The following is an 18,875-nucleotide window of genomic DNA, read 5'->3' on the forward strand; positions in this document are numbered from 1 at the left end:
TTATTATTACGGAAAAAGGAGGGGATTGCTCAATGCATCGCGGTAAAGGTATGAAGTTCGTTGGTGACTCACGTGTGTTAGCACCTGAAGCACGAAAACCGAAACTTCCAAAAGATTACTCAGAATATCCTGGTAAAACAGAAGCATTCTGGCCTAACTTCCTTTTGAAAGAATGGATGGTAGGAGCAGTATTTTTAGTTGGTTATCTATGTTTAACCGTTGCTCATCCGGCTCCGCTTGAAAGGATTGCGGATCCAACCGATACAGGTTATATTCCATTACCAGACTGGTATTTCTTATTTTTGTATCAATTGCTAAAATATACATTTGCTTCCGGACCGTACACGGTAATTGGGGCAATGATTATCCCTGGACTTGCTTTTGGAGGATTACTATTAGCTCCGTTCCTTGATCGTGGACCGGAACGCCGCCCATTGAAGCGTCCAATCGCGACTGGTGCTATGCTTTTGGCGTTAGCTGCTACTGTATATTTAACTTGGGAATCTGTTGCGACACATGACTGGGCTGCTGCAGAACGTCAAGGTAAAATTGTTGAAAAAGTGGAAATTGATAAGTCTAGCGCTGGGTATAAAATAGCTAGTGCAAATACATGTATCACTTGTCACGGCGATAGTTTTCAAGGTGGTGCTGGTGCCCCGACACTAATCGGTACAGGTTTAAAGCCTGAAGAGATTGCTAAGATTGCCAAAGAAGGTAAAGGCGGCAAAATGCCACCAGGAATTTTCAAAGGTTCTGACGAAGAGTTAAAGACACTTTCTGAATTTATCTCAGGCCTTGGTAAAAAATAATTTAAAGATTGAAAGCTGACGATTTTCGTCAGCTTTTTTCTTAATTAGTGAAATGGGGAATCATAGTGCGCTGGATTTATCCTCTATTAGCAAATCGAAATGTATTATTACTTTTACTAGTGATTAATATTGCAGGAACGATATATGGATATTATTGGTATGGGTGGCAGCTTAAAGAAACACCGGCGAAATTTCTCATTTTTGTACCGGACAGCCCAACTGCGAGCTTATTTTTTGTTTTTGTCCTTATTGCTTTTTTAATGAGGAAAAATTGGCCTTTAGTAGAATCGCTTGCCTTAGTAACGCTTTTTAAATATGGAATCTGGGCTGTTGTCATGAACATCCTAGTGTATTTTGTCCAGGGGGAGTTGGATTTTGTTGGATATATGTTGATTTTCTCCCATTTTGCCATGGCGGTACAAGGACTATTATATGCTCCGTTTTATAGGATAAAATGGTGGCACCTGATTGTAACTGCGATTTGGACCTTACATAATGACGTTATTGACTATGTCTTCTTCATGCTGCCAAGCTATCATATGCTTGATCAATATACCCCGCAAATTGGCTATTTTACTTTTTGGCTGTCGATGTTGTCAATTGGTATTGCCTATTATTTAGGCATCCGGGAAAATCGGTTTCAACTTGATATAAAATAGTTTGGTATCACAGGTCTAACCTTGTCCAACCCTTCATACATTTTAATTAGTAACGAAAGGGGGGACAAGAATTGAAAATAAAATGGTTCATCATTTTAGCAATTATCATGATGCTCACTCCCATATCAGTTCAAGCAAAACAGCAATCGCCAATGGAGAAGCTTGATGATATTTCCGATGAAGCTCTCCAAATGGTGAAGTTTCATAGATACGAAGATGCTAAGAAATTGCTTGATTATTTTTCAGATCAGTTCACTAGTATTACTGGTAATAAGCAGCCCTTAACCATGGATGAGGTTAGAATTGTTCACACCTCCCATGACGAGGCAATGGAAGCTGCTGTAAGCCCAAATATGAAATATGAAGAAAGAATAAATAAACTTACGAAATTCCGTCTTGTCATTGATGCGATTTCCACTAGTCATCAACCATTATGGACAGAAATGGAAGACCAAATTATGACCGCTTTTCATCAGGCAAAGGATGCGGCCCTAAATGGTGATTCTGCTCATTTCCATTCAAGCTTTAATTCGTTTTTATCCTTGTATAATGTTATCTATCCAAGTATGAAAATTGATGTACCAGTAGAAAATATTCAAAGATTAGATGCCCGAATAAATTTTATTGATGAATACAGGTCGCAAGTTGTAAAGGATCAAAAAAGCAGGCAGGAACTGGATGCCCTTGATACGGATTTAAAAAACCTTTTTGCCAATTTAGAAGAGGATGAGGCAGATCCTTCATTATGGTGGGTGATCATCTCAACCGGAAGTATTATTATCATGACTTTATCATATGTTGGCTGGAGAAAGTATCAAGGTGAAAAAGGGTTGAAAAAAGACCGTTCTAGAGATTTAAAGGATTGATGCGTCTAATCGGCAGCTTTGATTACAAGACAGTCACCAAGAGCTGATTTGGAGGTTTTATAATGTCATTTCTATTATATTTTATTATCATTGCACTAATCCCATTATGGGCCCAGATGAGGGTTAAAAGTACCTTTGCTAAATATTCTCGAGTGCCGTCCTCTTCTTATCGTCGAGGAGCCGAAGTTGCAAGGGAAATTTTGAATGCCAATGGGCTTTATAATGTTGCTGTTGAAGAAGGGAGAGGGTTTTTAAGTGACCACTATGACCCTAGGACGAAAACAGTCCGTCTTTCTCCTGATAACTATCATGGTCATTCGATTGCTGCGGCTGCAGTGGCTGCCCATGAATGCGGTCATGCGATACAGGATGCAAAAGGATATGCGTTCTTGCGTTTTCGCCATGCATTGGTTCCTGTTGCTAATCTTGGTTCAAATGCTTCATGGATACTCATAATGATTGGGATACTCTTTCATTTTAGCGGTATGCTGCTATTGGGGATTATTTTCATGGGAGCAGCCGTCCTTTTTCAACTTATCACATTGCCTGTTGAATTCAATGCTTCTAATCGCGCACTGGACCAAATTGCTGCGCTCAGGCTAATTGGTCATGGAGAAGAGAGAGAAGCTAAAAAGGTTTTAAATGCCGCAGCCTTGACATATGTAGCTGCCGCAGCCGTAGCTGTTCTGGAATTATTAAGATTGGTTTTTATTTTTACAGGTATGAATAGAAACGACGATTAAAAGAAGCAATGTCCTAGGCAGGGACATTGCTTTTATGATTGAATTGGTTTTTTATTTTCGTCTAGTGTAAACCCTTCACCTAGGACATCATGAACAATGGAAATGGATACAAAGGCATGAGGATCTACTGTAGTAACTAAATTTTTCAAGCGGATCAGTTCACTTTTCGCTACCACACAATATAATACGTCACGCTCACTTTTTGTATAAGATCCATAGCCTCTTAAAGCAGTGACTCCACGCTCCATTTCATCCATTATTTTTTTGGCGATATCCTCATTTTTTTCCGAAATGATCATCGCTCCCCTTGCGGAATAGGCTCCTTCTACGATAAAGTCAATTACTCTTGCCCCAACAAAAACGGCTACAAGTGTATACATGGCCTGCTTGTAGTTTAAATATGTAAGCAGGGATAAGCCAATGACACATGCATCAAACATAAACATCGTCTTCCCCATATTCCAGCCGGCATATTTTTGAACAAGCCTTGCAATAATATCCACGCCGCCGGTCGTACCTCCAAAGCGAAAGATAATTCCTAATCCAATACCAGCAAAAACTCCTGCAAATAAAGCTGCCAAGGTTAAATCACTTTTCAATGGCATGTCTAGAGGATAGCGTTGGAAAATCCAAAGAAAAATGGAAACCCCAACTGTTCCTATGATCGTATATAAAAAAACATTTCGACCCAGCAGCTTCCATCCAATAATAAATAAAGGAATATTTAACACCAGGTTTGTTATTGACGGATCTAGCTTCCACAGGAAATAAAGAAGCAGGGTTATCCCTGTGAATCCGCCTTCTGCCAGCTTATTCTGCATATTAAAATTTACAAGTCCAAATGAAAAAATGGCTGCACCTAATAGAATAAACAATATATTTTTAATTTTAAGGCTTAATACCATAAACATTCCTCCTCTACCATAATTTTCTCTATCATCGCGGTTTTTATTATAGCGAATAAAATATACTGGAGCAATCTAAATAGTAAAGTGAGCGCTTTAATCGAAAACATTTGTAAAACAGTCTTTTTTTAGCTAACATGAAAAATATGATAGCTATGAGGTGAAGAAAATGGACAAAGGGAAATCGATGAAAGACCTTCAACAAGAGGTCGATACATACATAGGACAATTTAAGGAAGGTTATTTCAGTCCTCTCGCCATGGTTGCAAGACTAACGGAGGAACTTGGCGAGTTAGCTAGGGAAATAAACCATACTTTCGGTGAGAAACCAAAGAAAACAACAGAAGCAGAAAAAGCAATTGAGGAAGAGCTTGGCGATCTGTTGTTTGTTATTATTTGTCTTGCGAATTCTTTAAATATTGATCTAGAAGAGGCCCACGATTATGTTATGAATAAATTTAATACGAGGGATAAAAACAGATGGACAAGAATAGATGAGGAAATGGGGAATAAGTCTAATGAATAACATCCGAATTGTTATTGCCGGTCCGCGGGGCCGAATGGGCAGTGAGGCAGTCAATCTAGTAACCACAACGGAACACTTTACATTAGTTGCTGTTGTTGACCATAAATACGATGGAATCATGCTAAGTGATATTGATGGGTTTCAATCGATACATAGTGTGCCTGTTTATAGGGACATTGAAAATTGTTTGAAAAATGTAGATGCAGACGTGTTAATAGATTTAACAACACCGGAAGTAGGTATGTACCACACTACAACAGCTCTATCATATAATGTTCGTCCAGTTGTAGGGACAACAGGTTTTACAAAAAATAATTTAGAAGAGCTGGAACGCATTTGTAAGGAAAAAGAATTGGGTTGTATTATTGCCCCAAACTTTGCGATTGGCGCTATTCTGATGATGAAATTTTCACAAATGGCTGCAAAATATTTTAACGATATTGAAATTATTGAATTGCATCATGATAAGAAACTTGATGCTCCGTCTGGTACGGCAGTTAAAACAGCGGAAATGATATCTTCTGTTAGGGCAAAGAAACAGCAAGGTCATCCAAATGAAAAAGAAACCATTAATGGTGCAAGAGGTGCGGACTATGACGGTATGCATATCCATTCCGTCCGATTGCCAGGATTAATTGCCCATCAGCAGGTTTTATTTGGCGCAGATGGACAAACCTTGACAATTCGTCATGATTCCTATAACAGAGCTTCCTTTATGTCTGGAGTGAAAGTGGCTGTCGAAACAGTCATGAAACAAAATCATTTTGTTTATGGACTAGAAAATATTTTAGATTAGGAGGTAAATTATGAATATTGCTTTAATTGCTCATGATAAAAAAAAGAATGACTTGGTACAATTTTCCACTGCCTATCAGACTATTTTTGCCAAACACACATTGTTTGCGACCGGAACAACAGGGGCAAGAATCAGTGAAGCTACAGGACTGCCAATTACCCGGTTCCAATCAGGACCACTGGGAGGCGATCAGGAAATTGGGGCGATGATTGCAAAAAATCAAATGGATGCTGTGTTCTTTTTCCGGGATCCGCTGACATCACAACCTCATGAACCAGATGTTACCGCACTTGTTCGTTTATGTGATGTATATTCTATACCTCTTGCTACCAATATGGGGACGGCTGAGCTATTAATTAGAGGGTTAGAGGAAGGTTTAATGGATTGGAGAAATATCGTCAAAGAAAATGGTGGAAGCAATGGAAAATAAGAAGCTTCATGTTTTGGCATTTGGAGCCCATGCTGATGATGTTGAAATCGGCATGGGGGGTACGATTGCTAAACTTGCATCTGAAGGTAAAAGAATTGGTATATGTGATTTAACAGATGCAGATCTTTCTTCCAACGGGAACGTAACCTTAAGAAAAGAGGAAGCGGCACAAGCGGCAGAAATACTAAACGTAGAGATCCGAACTTCATTGGGATTTCCTGATCGCGGTTTATTCCTGAAGGAACAATACATACGTAAAATTGCAGCATTAATCAGAGCATACAAGCCTCAACTTGTCTTTGCCCCTTATTTTGAAGACCGGCACCCCGATCACGGGAATTGCGCCCGCCTTGTCGAAGAAGCTGTTTTTTCAGCGGGGATTAAAAAATTTCAGACAGATGGAGAAAATATGCCCCACCGAGTGGAAAGGGTTTATTTTTATATGATTAACGGTTTCCATAATCCAGAATTTACGATTGATATTTCAACCTTTATAGATAAAAAGCTTTCTGCTTTACGAGCCTATAAAAGTCAATTTGAAAAAACAGATGATAGCGAAGATACACCATTAGTGAACGGTTACATTGAAACAGTTGAGGCTAGAGAAAGAATGTTTGGAAAGCTGGTTGGTGTAACTTATGCCGAAGGCTTTAAAACGAAAGTTCCTATCCTTATGAATCGTGATTTGATAGGAGAATAAGCGATGAAGAAACTAAAAATTGGGATAACCTGCTATCCAACTGTTGGCGGATCAGGTGTTGTTGCAACGGAACTTGGGAAAATGCTTGCGGAAAAAGGGCATGAAATTCATTTTATCTCATCGAGTATTCCCTTTCGATTAAATAAAATGTACCACAATATATACTATCATCAAGTAGAAGTGAACCAATATTCCGTTTTCCAATACCCGCCATATGATATTGCACTTGCAAGCAAGATGGCTGAAGTAGCAAATCGTGAAAAATTAGATATCTTACATGTTCATTATGCCATTCCTCACGCTGTTTGCGCTATTTTAGCCAAACAAATGGCCGGAAGGGATCTTAAAATTGTGACAACTTTACATGGAACGGATATTACGGTTTTAGGATATGACCCTTCACTTGCCGATGCAATTAAATTTGGTATTGAAAAATCAGATTCTGTCACAGCTGTTTCCAAAGCCCTTGTAAATCAAACATTTGAACTTATTAATCCAGATAAACAAATTGAAACGGTTTATAATTTTATTGACGAGAGAATCTATAAAAAAAGCAATGCCGATATTTTAAAGTGTGAATTTGAGATTAAACAAGAAGAAAAGGTCATTATTCATGTTTCTAATTTCCGTGCTGTTAAAAGGGTGCAGGATGTCATTAAGACCTTCGCGAAAATTTCAGCGTCAATGCCTGCAAAATTATTGCTGGTCGGAGATGGTCCGGAAATGACAATCGTTTGCAAACTAGTCAGGAAGTTAGGAATAGAGGACAAAGTTATTTACCTTGGTAAGCAAGAGAATCTTGAGGAATTATACTCGATTAGTGATTTAATGCTTCTTTTATCAGAAAAGGAAAGCTTTGGCCTTGTTGCTTTAGAGGCGATGGCATGTGGTGTGCCTTGTATTGGAACCAATGTGGGAGGATTACCGGAAGTTATTAACCATGGTGAAACAGGGTATATTTGTGAAGTAGGAGACATTGAAGATATTGCTGCTAAAGCGATTGCTTTATTAATGGATAGGAAACTCCATCAACAATTATCTAAACGGTCAGTTGAAACTGCAACAACTAAATTTAAAGCGGACAACATCGTAGAACAGTATGAACAAATATACTTTAAGCTGCTGAATTAGGGTGAAAGAAATGATTGAACCATTTTTATCTGCCGTTCCAGTACTAATGAAACTAGAAGAGGCGGGCTATGAAGCTTATTTTGTTGGAGGATCAGTTAGGGATTTTCTTCTAAATAAACAAATAAGTGATGTCGATATCGCCACATCCGCAACACCGGAAGAAGTGAAAAGGGTCTTCTCAAGAACTGTGGATGTTGGAATTGAGCATGGAACTGTCCTTGTTATATATAATAATGAATCGTATGAAATTACCACCTTCAGAACAGAAGCTGAATATTTGGATTTTCGAAGGCCAAAAGAGGTTGCGTTTATTCGGAGCCTTAAAGAAGATCTGCAGAGAAGAGATTTTACGATGAATGCTATAGCGATGGACAGGCAGGGGAATTTAATTGACCCTTTTAATGGCCGTCTGGCAATAGACGAAAAGGTCATTCAGACCGTCGGTTCAGCTATGGAGCGGTTCCAGGAAGACGCATTAAGGATGATGAGAGCTGTCCGCTTTGTCAGCCAGCTCTCTTTCGCGATGGAAAGTCAAACCATTACGGCGTTAACAAAATTAATTCCCTTACTAGACAACATTGCTGTTGAACGAAAAAGAACAGAATTTGAAAAGCTTCTAGCAGGCCAAAATCGAAAAAAAGCAATCAGTATCCTGATTGATACTGATTTATATTCTTATTTGCCGGGCCTTAAAAATCAAAAGAAGTTTTTAGAGCTATTATTAGCCTATCATTGTGAAAAGCTGAATATAAAAGAAATGTGGTCGTTACTTCTTTTCTGTTTGGAGTTAAAAAATAATGACGCAGATTCTTTTTTAAGAGGCTGGCGACTGCCGGTTAAAGCGGTAAGGGATATTCAAATTACCTTAACATACCTAGCCAAAAGACTTGAACAGGAATGGACGGTTTATGATTTGTATACTGCCGGGCTTGATACCATTCAATCAGTAGAGAAGCTTTATCTAGTTTTAAAAGGAATTGAAGAAAAGAAATCTATTTATTCTTGGAAGAAGGTTTATCAAGAGCTGCCGATAAAAGAGCGGTCAGAAATGAATGTAACAGGTAATGACCTCATGCAGTGGTTCAATAAAAGTGGTGGACCTTGGTTGAAGGAAACCCTTTTTGAAATTGAACATGCAATTTTAATAGGGAAAGTAGCGAATAATTATCAAGATATTAAGGAGTGGCTAGTAGAGTGCAGTCGGAATTAAGAAAGGAACTGCTTGATGCTTTTACAAATGCAGGGGAAGATTACTTATCAGGGCAGCATCTAGCTGATTTAATTGGCTGTTCCAGGACGGCAGTCTGGAAACATATAGAGGAATTAAGGAAAGAGGGCTTCGAATTAGAAGCTGTCAGAAGGAAAGGCTATCGGATTGTAAAAACACCGGAAAAAATAACGGCTGATGAAATTAGACTTGGTTTAACAACGGATTTTATTGGACGGAACATCCATTATGAGGAAAGTGTAGAATCGACACAAAAGATTGCCCACCGATTTGCCTCTGAGGAAGTACCTGAGGGTACGGTTATCATTGCTGAAGAGCAAAGGTCTGGAAAGGGAAGAATGAACCGTAAATGGCATTCACCAAAATATACTGGTATTTGGATGAGCCTCATTCTTCGTCCGAATATCCCTTTAACAAAAGCACCGCAGTTAACCCTTTTAACAGCGGTTGCAGTTGTTCAGGCAATTGAAGAATTTACCGGACTCACCCCTGAAATAAAGTGGCCGAACGATATTTTAATCAAAGGGAAAAAAGTGACTGGTATCTTAACTGAATTACAGGCTGAAGCTGACAGGGTCCATTCGATCATTGTTGGCATCGGGATAAATGTAAACCAAAAGAAGGAAGATTTCCCAGCTGAACTGCATGAAATCGCCAGTTCTCTTTATATTGAAAAAGGCGAACCAATCTCTAGAGCCGGTTTAATCAGAAGCATCTTTAAACAATTCGAGACACTATATTTACTTTATTTAGAACAAGGCTTCCTTCCAATCAGGCTATTATGGGAAAGCTATGCGATAAGCATTGGGAAAGTACTTAAGGCAAGGACCTTGACAAATGTAATTGAGGGAAAGGCTTTAGGAATTACTGATGAGGGAGTATTAATGCTCGAAGATAACTTAGGTACGATACATCATATATACTCAGCCGATATTGAGCTTTAATCGGTAGTATGATTGTAAAGGAAATTTTCATTTTAAAACCATGTTGATTAGAACGGAAGGCGCGAATACTCCTGCGGGAGTACGGGGCTTCCCGGCACGCCCGCGGAAAGCGAAGCGCCTGGAGTAAAAATCAACAATTAAGTTTAACACAGCAATTTATATAAAGAAGCTTGTACACTTTTTAAGAGAAATTTGTTATAATTTCATTGGGCAGTATCCTAAGGAACTGCACCTTTAACGTCAAACGAAAATTAAAATAGGTATCTGCCTAGATCCGTAAATACGGACCGGGACAGAGGGATGGAACAGTAATGAGTAACGGAGATCCTCTGCCTTCAGAAGGATCTTTTTATTTGCTCTTCAGCTGCCTTTTATCTCCTCTCCCAATTAAAAGGAGGGAATAAGGATGAAGCAAACAACAGAGTTCTTAAAGATGAAAGAAAATCACGAAAAAATTGTTATGTTAACGGCATATGATTACCCGTCTGCCAAACAAGCAGAACAGGGTGGAGTTGACCTAATCTTAGTTGGTGATTCACTTGGAATGGTGGTGTTGGGTTATGATTCCACTATCCCAGTAACACTCGAAGACATGATTCATCATACAAAAGCAGTTAAACGTGGAGCAAAAGATACGTTTATTGTGGCGGATATGCCTTTTCTAACTTACCATTTATCGGTTCGAGATACATTAATGAATGCCGGACGTCTTATTCAGGAAACGGGAGCCCATGCTGTTAAACTCGAAGGGGCTGACGATGTTCTAGAGAAAATCTCTGCACTAACCAATGCAGGGATACCTGTCTGTGCTCACTTGGGACTAACCCCGCAATCGGTCGGTGTTTTAGGCGGGTATAAGGTTCAAGGTAAAGATTCCGAGGCGGCTAAAAAATTACTGGATGATGCTATCAAATGCGAAGAAGCAGGCGCTTTTGCTGTAGTGCTTGAATGTGTTCCCAAGCAGCTTGCAGAAGAAGTAACAAGGTCGTTATCCATTCCTGTAATTGGCATAGGAGCAGGTATTGATGTTGATGGCCAAGTTCTAGTCTATCATGATATTTTAGGATATGGTGTAGAGCGAGTTCCAAAATTTGTGAAACAATACCATTCAGTCAATCCTTTTATGCTTGAATCCATTCAGGCATACGTTTCAGATGTGAAAAATAAACAATTTCCCGAAGATAAACACTCTTTTACCATGAAAGAAACGGAGCTTAAGGCTTTATACGGAGGTAAAGAATGAAGGTCGTAACAACCATCCAAGAAATGCAATCAGAAATCAGGCAACTGAAGGAAAAAGGACATTCAATTGGCTTTGTTCCAACAATGGGATTTCTTCATGAAGGACATTTAACCTTGTTAAAAAAGGCGCGTCAAGAAAATGATACCGTTGTATTAAGTATTTTTGTCAATCCCTTGCAGTTTGGACCAAAAGAGGATTTCTCTACTTATCCGCGTGATTTTGAGCGAGACTGTGCATTAGCTGAGGGAGAGAAAATAGATTATGTCTTTTTTCCTTCAGTAAAGGAAATGTATCCAGGTTCTGCTTCAGTTAAAGTGGTCGTTGAAAAACGTACGGATGTATTATGTGGAAAGTCGCGTCCAGGCCATTTTGACGGAGTAGCCACGGTCATTACGAAACTATTTAATATCATAATGCCGACACGGGCGTATTTTGGCATTAAAGATGCTCAGCAGGTAGCTGTCATTGATGGATTAATCTCTGATTTTAATTTTCCAATTGAATTGGTTGCAGTTGATATTGTCCGTGAACAAGATGGTCTTGCGAAAAGTTCCCGCAATGTTAATCTGCTACCTGAAGATAGACAACAAGCAACCGTCTTATATAAAAGCCTGCAGGCTGCAAAGGAAGCCATTTTTCACGGTGAACGTAATCCTGTCACTTTAGTCAACTTAATAAAAGAAATGATAACAAGTGAATCAAAAGGGGAGATCGATTATGTCGATATTTTCTCTTATCCAGAGCTTAAGCCACTGGAAGAATTAAACGATAGAATTATCATTGCTCTTGCAGTTAAATTTACGAAGGTTCGATTGATAGATAATTTAATTATTAATATAAATTAATAACCAGGGGGAGGAAATAAATCTATGTTTCGCACCATGATGAACGGAAAAATCCACCGCGCAACAGTTACAGAGGCTAATTTAAACTATGTTGGCAGTATAACGATAGACGAAGAAATTCTAGATGCTGTTGGCATGATTGCCAATGAAAAGGTGCAAATTGTTAACAACAACAATGGAGCCCGTTTAGAAACCTATATTATTCCGGGAGAAAGAGGCAGTGGTGTGGTTTGTTTAAACGGTGCAGCTGCCCGCCTTGTACAGCCTGGTGATATCGTCATTATTATATCTTATGCCTTTGTGGCTGAAGAGAAAGTATCGGCGCACAAGCCAAAAGTGGCGATAATGGATGAGAATAACCGCATTAAAGAACTGCTTCATGCAGAACCAGCACTTACAGTTATGTAGTAATCCCCGATTTTTTCGGGGATTTTTCTTTTTTACTTTTTAGTCTTTTTGTGATACCGTTTAATGAACAGAAGTTCGGGGTGTTTATCAGATGTCAAATAAATTTGTTGTTATCGATTTAGAAACTACAGGGAACATTCCCAAAAAAGGCGATAAGATCATCCAATTCGCAGCAGTAGTCATCGAAAACGGAATAATCATAAATACATACTCATCACTTGTCAATCCGCAAAAATCCATTCCAGTTTTTATCGAAGAGCTAACTGGAATTAATGATGATATGGTTAAGGACGCTCCTTTATTTTCTGAAATTGCCGGGCAAGTATCGGAACTTTTAGAAGGGGCCTATTTTGTTGCGCATAATGTTTTGTTTGACCTTTCCTTTCTGCAAGAGGAACTAATTCAGGCAGGCTTCGAGGGGTTTTATGGCCCAGTTCTGGATACGGTCGAAATGGCCAGGATTTTATATCCAACCGCAGATGGCTATAAGCTTACCGATTTAGCAGAAAGAGAAAATCTTAATCATGACCGTCCTCATCAGGCCGACAGCGATGCTCAGGTCACTGCAGAACTCTTTCTAATTTTTTTAAGAAAGTTATCGCAGTTGCCTTTAATCACAATGGACCAGCTTACGCAGCTTTCTGGCGGGTTGAAAAGTGATCTGCAGCTGCTTCTTGATGACCTTCTGGAATATAAAAAGATGGAGCCTGAGGAGCTTCCGGAAGCCATTGAGATATTTAAGAATCTTGCCTTAAAAAAGGATTTAAAGAATAATCCAGAAGAAAACTTAAGTAGAATCGACATCAAGTTTCCTGGTAATGTTGAAGAGAAAATGGAACTGATTAAACAAGGTTTTGATAATTTTGAGCATAGATCTGGTCAATTTACGATGATGGATGAGGTTCATGAGACTTTATTCAATATGCGGCATACTTTAATTGAAGCTGGAACTGGTGTAGGCAAATCACTAGGTTATCTCTTGCCAAGTGCTTATTTTGCCAAGCAGAAAAATCTCCCAATTGTAATTAGTACACATACTATTCAGCTGCAAGAGCAGATTTTAAAGAAAGAAATTCCGATTTTAGAAAAAATACTCCCTTTTAAGATTGATTCGGTTTTGCTTAAAGGGAGAAACCATTATATTAGTTTGGAAAAATTCTATCAAACTCTTTTGGATGAAAACGATAATTACGATACCACGTTAACCAAAATGCAAATACTTGTTTGGCTGACAGAAACAGAAACTGGAGATAAAGACGAGCTTAATATTTCGAGCGGCGGGCTCATTTACTGGAATAAAATAAAGAATGAACCTGCAGTATTCTCCCAAAACCGCGAATGGCAAGAGAAAGACTATTACCAAAAAGCAAAAAGGGCGGCCTCTTCCGCCGATATCATTATAACCAATCATTCGTTATTATTAAGTGACATAAAGGGAGATGGCTCAATCTTACCCGAATATGACTATGTGATTATTGATGAGGGTCATCATCTTGAAAAAGTTGCATCTCAGTTTTTCGGAGCAACCTTAGATTATTTATCAACAAGACTGTTATTGGGCCAATTTGGACTATATGAACAGAAACAGCTTTTTTATGAGCTAGAAGGCCTGTTATCTTCAATTTGTGTTACAAATGAGAAACTTGCTTCCCGGCAGGAGTTGAATCAGCTAATAGTGGACCTTACCTATGAAATGGATGAATTCTTTAAGTTAATCGGTCTTTATACGAAAAAGAAGCTGTCTAACAAAAAAGGTTTTTATCGTGCCAAAGTCCGCTTTTCTAAATCTGCTGAAGGGAAAGAAACAAAGGGCATTATTCATAGTGCTGAAAGGTTTTCCTTTTTACTTAAAGACCTGCAAGGTTCAATTATGGAACGGCTTCATTTGTTAGAAAAACAGACAAATTTCTTATCAAATATACAGAAGAGTAAAATGGAAGAAATCTTACTGCTTTCAAATGATTTAGTTATGCTAAGGGAAACGGTCATAAAGTGCTTTATAAAGGATTCTCACGACGTTAAATGGATTGAGATGGATATCCGCTCTCCACAAAACGTAACAACCTTTTTGGCGCAGCCTGCATTTGTGGCGAATGCTCTTAAAGAGCAATTATTTCAAGTGAAAAAAGGGGTAATCATCACCTCTGCCACCTTAACGGTAAATAACTCGTTTAACTATATAATTAAAGAAATCGGATTAGATCCAGTCTCGACGAAACAAATTACGATTCCTTCGCCTTTTGAATATAAGCATCAAGTCAATCTTTTAATCCCTGAGGACTTGCCAGAAATCAATGAGGTTACTTTGGATGAATATGTAATTGCTATAACTGAGCATATTATTACTCTTGCAGAAGCGACAAATGGAAGAATGATGCTTCTTTTTACTGCGTATGACATGTTAAAGAAAACCTATGAATTAATTAAAGAAAGTGGTTTTCTCAATGATTACGTCATGATTGCCCAAGGCATTACGAGCGGCAGCCGTACGAGATTAACACGGAATTTTCAGCGATATGACAAAGCTATTTTATTAGGAACCAGCAGTTTTTGGGAAGGGGTAGACATTCCTGGGGAGGATTTGACCTGTCTTGTGATTGTGAGACTACCATTTAGCCCGCCTGACGAACCGCTGACGGAAGCAAAGTGCCAAGTGATCAAAGAACAAGGCGGTAATGCTTTTTCCGAATACTCACTTCCGGAAGCTATTTTAAAATTTAAGCAGGGCTTTGGACGTTTGATCCGTACAAAGAACGATCGAGGAATTTTAGTGGTATTTGATAGAAGAATTGTAACCACAAAATATGGAAAGGCTTTTTTGAAATCAATTCCTTCCGTGCCGGTTAAAAAAGGTCCAATGGATGAACTTGTAGAATTTATTCATGCTTGGTTATGATAAATAATGGTAAAATTGTACATTCTATAAATATCTATAGGAGGAATGTGCATGAGAATTTTACTGCTTTTAATAATGATCATATTTCAAGCCACCTCGACTGTTTTTGCGACAAGCAAAATTGAAAATATTGATTTGAAATTGAAGGACCATGAGGTTGCCATTACCTTTTTGGGATTGTCAGCTGGAGAAGCGACCCTTATTCAAGGACCGAATGGCGGGAATGTTTTAGTGAATATCGGGAGAGAAGAGAGCAAAGCAGAATTGGAAAAATGGCTGAGCCTGTATGATGTCAAGGAAATTTCTACGCTCATCCTTACCAATGATGAACCTGAAACCCATATTAATCTGATCAATCAATTTCTTTTAAAATATAAAACCCAAGAGATAATTACTACACCTAAAATGGCGGCATTCCTATCGAAAAGTTTAAACCCTGAAAATCAGCTATCAATTGTGGCTTGGGGAGAGGGCACGAAAAAAGAAATACTCCCTGAGTTGACAGCTGAAGTTCAATTTTTAGGAAGTATGCAAAACGAAGGTTTAGATTTTACTTTGGAGTTTTTTAAACATCGAATTTTCATGATGAATTCTTTTAGCAAACGCGCTGAACAAAAGCTTTTAACTCGGAACCTCGAGAACCTAAACGTTTTTAAAACTCCCCTTTTCGCTAAAGAAGACGCAATAACAGAAAAATTAATCGAATTTTTTAATCCGCAAATTTCGATTCTATTTGCTGATGAAGGTGATCTCTTTGATACTGAAATCATACATGATTTACATGATATTTGGTCGGAGATATATTTTACAAAAAAACACGGTACGGTGACAATTAAATTTACAGATTCAAACTATGAAGTAATTCCCTTGCCAGATGCAACAGAGTAAAAATATTCATTTAATTATTCTAGCATTTCAAGTACGTTTCTCGCTTTAACCTGTTATAATAATTGAGTAGAATTTTTTATCGATTTTGTGTTATGAGAAAGACAATGGAGGAATTAGATGGAAAGTAAAATTGAAGTTTTGTCAACTGTAAAAATCCAGCATAGTCCGGATTTTTATAAAGTAGTTGATGCGCTGAATCGTACTTTGAAAGAAAAAGACCTTATGTTTGGATTGGCCCTTGATCAAGAAGATAAAAATAAAGCGATTTTTACTATATATCGTACATAAAGAAGTGAATTAAAGTGAAAAAGTGGTTATTTTTTCTAGCATTATTTGTTCTTGGTATTTTTGGTGTCTTGATTAAGGTATATTTCTCTGCAGAAGAACCTGTAAAAGCGGCTGAAGAAAAAGCGTTACTACTTGCTAATAAAAGGGTTCAATTAAGTAAAGTAGAGGACTTTCATATTTACAATGGTTTAGAGACAGTAAATGTAATCGAGGGAAAAAATAACAAAGGTGAAAATATCATTGTGTGGATTCCCGAAAAAAGTAAAAAAGTTATAGTGAAAAAAGCTAAAAATGGTCTCACGAAAAATGAGGCTGTAAAAAAATTATTACAAGAAAAAAAACCTAAAAAAATTATTTCAGTTCGGTTAGGTATGGAAAAAAATATTCCATTATGGGAAATTTATTATCGTTCTGAAAATAATTTAATAAATTATTATTATGTACACTTTGAAACAGGCGAATGGCTGAAAAAAATTGAAAATCTTTAGAATGGATTGAGAATGGAGGAACAGGCATGGTAGTGGAGCTGGCGAATAGAGTTTTAGCACTTACACCTTCTACTACTTTAGCAATCACCGCTAAAGCGAAGGAATTAAAAGAAAAGGGTGAAGATGTAATTGGTTTAGGAGCAGGGGAGCCTGACTTTAATACACCTCAACATATTTTAGATGCTGCAGTAGAATCGATGAATGAAGGTTATACAAAGTACACCCCTTCAGCTGGATTACCGGCATTAAAAAAAGCGATTATCAAGAAATTTGAACAAGACCAGGGATTAACGTATAAACCAAATGAAATAATTGTAGGCAATGGAGCCAAGCATGCTCTTTATACATTATTTCAGGTAATTCTTAATGATGGTGATGAGGTTATCATACCAACTCCTTATTGGGTAAGCTATCCCGAACAAGTTAAATTAGCAGGCGGTGTCCCCGTTTATATTGAGGGTTCTGAAGAAAATCAATTTAAGATTACCCCGGAACAACTTATAAAGGCGATTACGAATAAAACTAAAGCGGTGATTATCAATTCACCAAGCAATCCAACTGGCGTTCTTTATTCAGCTGAAGAACTTTTAGAATTAGGTAAAATTTGTTTGAAAGAAAATATTCTCATTGTTTCAGATGAGATTTATGAAAAGCTTGTATATGGCGGCGTCAAGCATATATCGATTGCCGAGCTATCACCTGAGCTTAAGGAACAAACAATTGTCATTAACGGTGTTTCCAAATCACATTCCATGACTGGATGGAGAATTGGTTATGCTGCCGGAAATAAAGATATCATTGAAGCGATGACAAATCTTGCCAGCCATAGTACATCGAATCCCACTACAACTGCACAATATGCTTCTATTGCAGCTTACAATGGTCCGCAAGAACCAGTAGAAGAAATGCGTCAGGCATTTGAAAAAAGATTAGAAATCATTTATGATAAGTTAGTTGCAATTCCTGGCTTTACTTGCGTAAAACCACAAGGTGCTTTTTACTTATATCCAAATGTGAAAGCTGCTGCTGAAATGACTGGTTTTGACCAAGTAGATGACTTTGTAGAAGCATTGCTTGTAGAGGCAAAAGTGGCTGTCATTCCTGGTTCAGGATTTGGAACACCAGATAATATTCGCCTTTCCTACGCAACTTCACTCGAGCAATTAGAAGAAGCCGTAGCAAGGATTCACCAGTTTGTACTTGAAAAGGCTAACGTTAAAAACTAAAATAGTTACAACTATTGATATTAACAAAAAGTCTGCTTTCTGCAGGCTTTTTGATTTCCTTTCCAATGCTGGATACCTAATACTCTTACTCGGATAAAATGTTCATGGTATACTTATCAGGAGGTGTCCAAAAGATGAAAACAACTTTATTAGCATGGCTTCAAGAAGGTAATATTTCGATACCAACACTATTATTTTCTGAATACCGCAATATTAATTTAAACGAAACAGAGCTCGTTCTTTTACTAAATATACTTACTTTTTTAGAAAAAGGGAATGAATTTCCAACACCGGAAGAACTGTCGGCAAGAATGACTATTTCTATTTCTGAATGCAATGAAATGCTCAGAAAGCTAATCCAAAGAGGTTTCATTGAAATCATGGATGAATATTCGCATGAAGGAATCCGATTTGAAAAGTATTCCTTAAAGCCTTTGTGGGAGAGACTCGTTGATCAATTTATGATTCATAATCAAAATATAAACCAAATGGAAAAGAAGGCAGAGGAAACTGATTTATATACATGTTTTGAAAAGGAGTTTGGCCGGCCTTTATCACCATTTGAATGCGAAACCCTTGGGATGTGGATGGATGATGATCACCATGACCCAGTTATTATTAAAGCGGGATTAAAAGAAGCTGTAATGTCAGGCAAATTAAATTTTCGCTATATTGATAGGATCCTGTTTGAGTGGAAGAAGAATGGTATAAAAACATTAGAACAAGCTAAAAACCAGGGACGAAAGTTTCGTCAAAAACAATCTCTGAAACCAAATGTTAAAGATGAATCCCAGCATTCATCGATTCCCTTTTACAACTGGTTAGAACAATAATAGTTTTACGTACAAGCAGGTGA

The 18,875-nt window shown here is 37.9% G+C and carries 21 protein-coding genes; 20 read left to right on the forward strand and 1 reads right to left on the reverse strand.

Annotation, left to right across the window (positions count from 1 at the left end; genetic code table 11):
• Positions 1–32 precede the first annotated feature (32 nt).
• From PH210_RS10990 to PH210_RS11005, 4 genes are all read left to right on the forward strand, one after another.
• Entirely contained in the window at positions 33–809 is a 777-nt protein-coding gene (locus PH210_RS10990) for a menaquinol-cytochrome c reductase cytochrome b/c subunit (protein ID WP_289985324.1), read from the forward strand.
• Positions 810–874: 65 nt separating this feature from the next.
• On the forward strand, positions 875–1,468 hold the full coding sequence (gene lhaT / locus PH210_RS10995; RefSeq protein ID WP_289985325.1) for a lipoprotein heptaprenylglyceryl N-acetyltransferase LhaT: 594 nt from the start codon (positions 875–877) through the stop codon (positions 1,466–1,468).
• A gap of 71 nt (positions 1,469–1,539) precedes the next feature.
• On the forward strand, positions 1,540–2,334 hold the full coding sequence (ypjB, locus tag PH210_RS11000) for a sporulation protein YpjB (RefSeq protein WP_289985326.1): 795 nt from the start codon (positions 1,540–1,542) through the stop codon (positions 2,332–2,334).
• A 62-nt stretch (positions 2,335–2,396) separates the two neighbouring features.
• Positions 2,397–3,077, forward strand: coding sequence for a zinc metallopeptidase (locus tag PH210_RS11005; RefSeq protein ID WP_289985327.1), 681 nt, complete (start codon positions 2,397–2,399; stop codon positions 3,075–3,077).
• A gap of 32 nt (positions 3,078–3,109) precedes the next feature.
• Here PH210_RS11005 and PH210_RS11010 read toward each other — a convergent pair whose 3' ends face one another.
• Positions 3,110–3,982, reverse strand: a complete 873-nt coding sequence (locus PH210_RS11010; protein WP_289985328.1) for a YitT family protein — start codon at positions 3,980–3,982, stop codon at positions 3,110–3,112.
• 169 nt (positions 3,983–4,151) lie between these two features.
• Between PH210_RS11010 and PH210_RS11015 the strand changes: the two genes are divergently transcribed.
• The 16 genes from PH210_RS11015 (at position 4,152) to PH210_RS11090 (ending at position 18,852) form a co-directional block, all read left to right on the forward strand.
• Positions 4,152–4,508 carry a nucleotide pyrophosphohydrolase gene (locus PH210_RS11015; RefSeq protein ID WP_289985329.1) on the forward strand — a complete coding sequence of 119 codons (357 nt, stop codon included), beginning with the start codon at positions 4,152–4,154 and terminating at the stop codon, positions 4,506–4,508.
• Complete coding sequence (dapB, locus tag PH210_RS11020) at positions 4,501–5,304, forward strand: 4-hydroxy-tetrahydrodipicolinate reductase (protein WP_289985330.1); 804 nt, start codon at positions 4,501–4,503, stop codon at positions 5,302–5,304. Before PH210_RS11015 ends, dapB begins: the two co-directional genes overlap by 8 nt.
• 10 nt (positions 5,305–5,314) lie before the next feature.
• Positions 5,315–5,734 carry a methylglyoxal synthase gene (mgsA, locus tag PH210_RS11025; protein WP_289985331.1) on the forward strand — a complete coding sequence of 140 codons (420 nt, stop codon included), beginning with the start codon at positions 5,315–5,317 and terminating at the stop codon, positions 5,732–5,734.
• Complete coding sequence (gene bshB1, locus PH210_RS11030) at positions 5,724–6,434, forward strand: bacillithiol biosynthesis deacetylase BshB1 (protein WP_289985332.1); 711 nt, start codon at positions 5,724–5,726, stop codon at positions 6,432–6,434. Before mgsA ends, bshB1 begins: the two co-directional genes overlap by 11 nt.
• 3 nt (positions 6,435–6,437) lie before the next feature.
• A complete protein-coding gene (gene bshA / locus PH210_RS11035; protein ID WP_289985333.1) occupies positions 6,438–7,565 on the forward strand; it encodes an N-acetyl-alpha-D-glucosaminyl L-malate synthase BshA in 1,128 nt (375 codons plus the stop codon).
• A gap of 10 nt (positions 7,566–7,575) precedes the next feature.
• Positions 7,576–8,775, forward strand: a complete 1,200-nt coding sequence (locus tag PH210_RS11040) for a CCA tRNA nucleotidyltransferase (RefSeq protein WP_289985336.1) — start codon at positions 7,576–7,578, stop codon at positions 8,773–8,775.
• The gene (locus tag PH210_RS11045) at positions 8,760–9,737 is read left to right on the forward strand and encodes a biotin--[acetyl-CoA-carboxylase] ligase (protein WP_289985337.1); all 978 of its coding nucleotides are present in this window, start codon (positions 8,760–8,762) and stop codon (positions 9,735–9,737) included. The genes PH210_RS11040 and PH210_RS11045 overlap by 16 nt, the downstream gene beginning before the upstream one ends.
• A gap of 406 nt (positions 9,738–10,143) precedes the next feature.
• Positions 10,144–10,980, forward strand: coding sequence for a 3-methyl-2-oxobutanoate hydroxymethyltransferase (panB, locus tag PH210_RS11050; protein ID WP_289985338.1), 837 nt, complete (start codon positions 10,144–10,146; stop codon positions 10,978–10,980).
• Complete coding sequence (gene panC / locus PH210_RS11055; protein WP_289985340.1) at positions 10,977–11,825, forward strand: pantoate--beta-alanine ligase; 849 nt, start codon at positions 10,977–10,979, stop codon at positions 11,823–11,825. The genes panB and panC overlap by 4 nt, the downstream gene beginning before the upstream one ends.
• A 24-nt stretch (positions 11,826–11,849) precedes the next feature.
• Entirely contained in the window at positions 11,850–12,233 is a 384-nt protein-coding gene (panD, locus tag PH210_RS11060; protein ID WP_289985342.1) for an aspartate 1-decarboxylase, read from the forward strand.
• Between the two features lie 91 nt (positions 12,234–12,324).
• A complete protein-coding gene (dinG, locus tag PH210_RS11065; protein ID WP_289985343.1) occupies positions 12,325–15,129 on the forward strand; it encodes an ATP-dependent DNA helicase DinG in 2,805 nt (934 codons plus the stop codon).
• A gap of 51 nt (positions 15,130–15,180) precedes the next feature.
• A complete protein-coding gene (locus PH210_RS11070; protein ID WP_289985345.1) occupies positions 15,181–16,017 on the forward strand; it encodes a hypothetical protein in 837 nt (278 codons plus the stop codon).
• Positions 16,018–16,134: 117 nt separating this feature from the next.
• Positions 16,135–16,305, forward strand: coding sequence for a YpmA family protein (locus tag PH210_RS11075; RefSeq protein WP_289985346.1), 171 nt, complete (start codon positions 16,135–16,137; stop codon positions 16,303–16,305).
• A 14-nt stretch (positions 16,306–16,319) separates the two neighbouring features.
• A complete protein-coding gene (locus PH210_RS11080; RefSeq protein ID WP_289985348.1) occupies positions 16,320–16,793 on the forward strand; it encodes a cell wall elongation regulator TseB-like domain-containing protein in 474 nt (157 codons plus the stop codon).
• Positions 16,794–16,825: 32 nt separating this feature from the next.
• Positions 16,826–18,019: a pyridoxal phosphate-dependent aminotransferase gene (locus PH210_RS11085; RefSeq protein WP_289985502.1), complete on the forward strand. Its 1,194-nt coding sequence runs from the start codon at positions 16,826–16,828 to the stop codon at positions 18,017–18,019.
• A 134-nt stretch (positions 18,020–18,153) separates the two neighbouring features.
• Positions 18,154–18,852, forward strand: coding sequence for a DnaD domain-containing protein (locus PH210_RS11090; protein ID WP_289985350.1), 699 nt, complete (start codon positions 18,154–18,156; stop codon positions 18,850–18,852).
• The last annotated feature ends 23 nt before the right edge of the window (positions 18,853–18,875 follow it).

Origin of the sequence: Paenibacillus sp. BSR1-1, assembly GCF_030403775.1 — a bacterium.
Classification (GTDB): domain Bacteria; phylum Bacillota; class Bacilli; order Bacillales; family Cytobacillaceae; genus Neobacillus.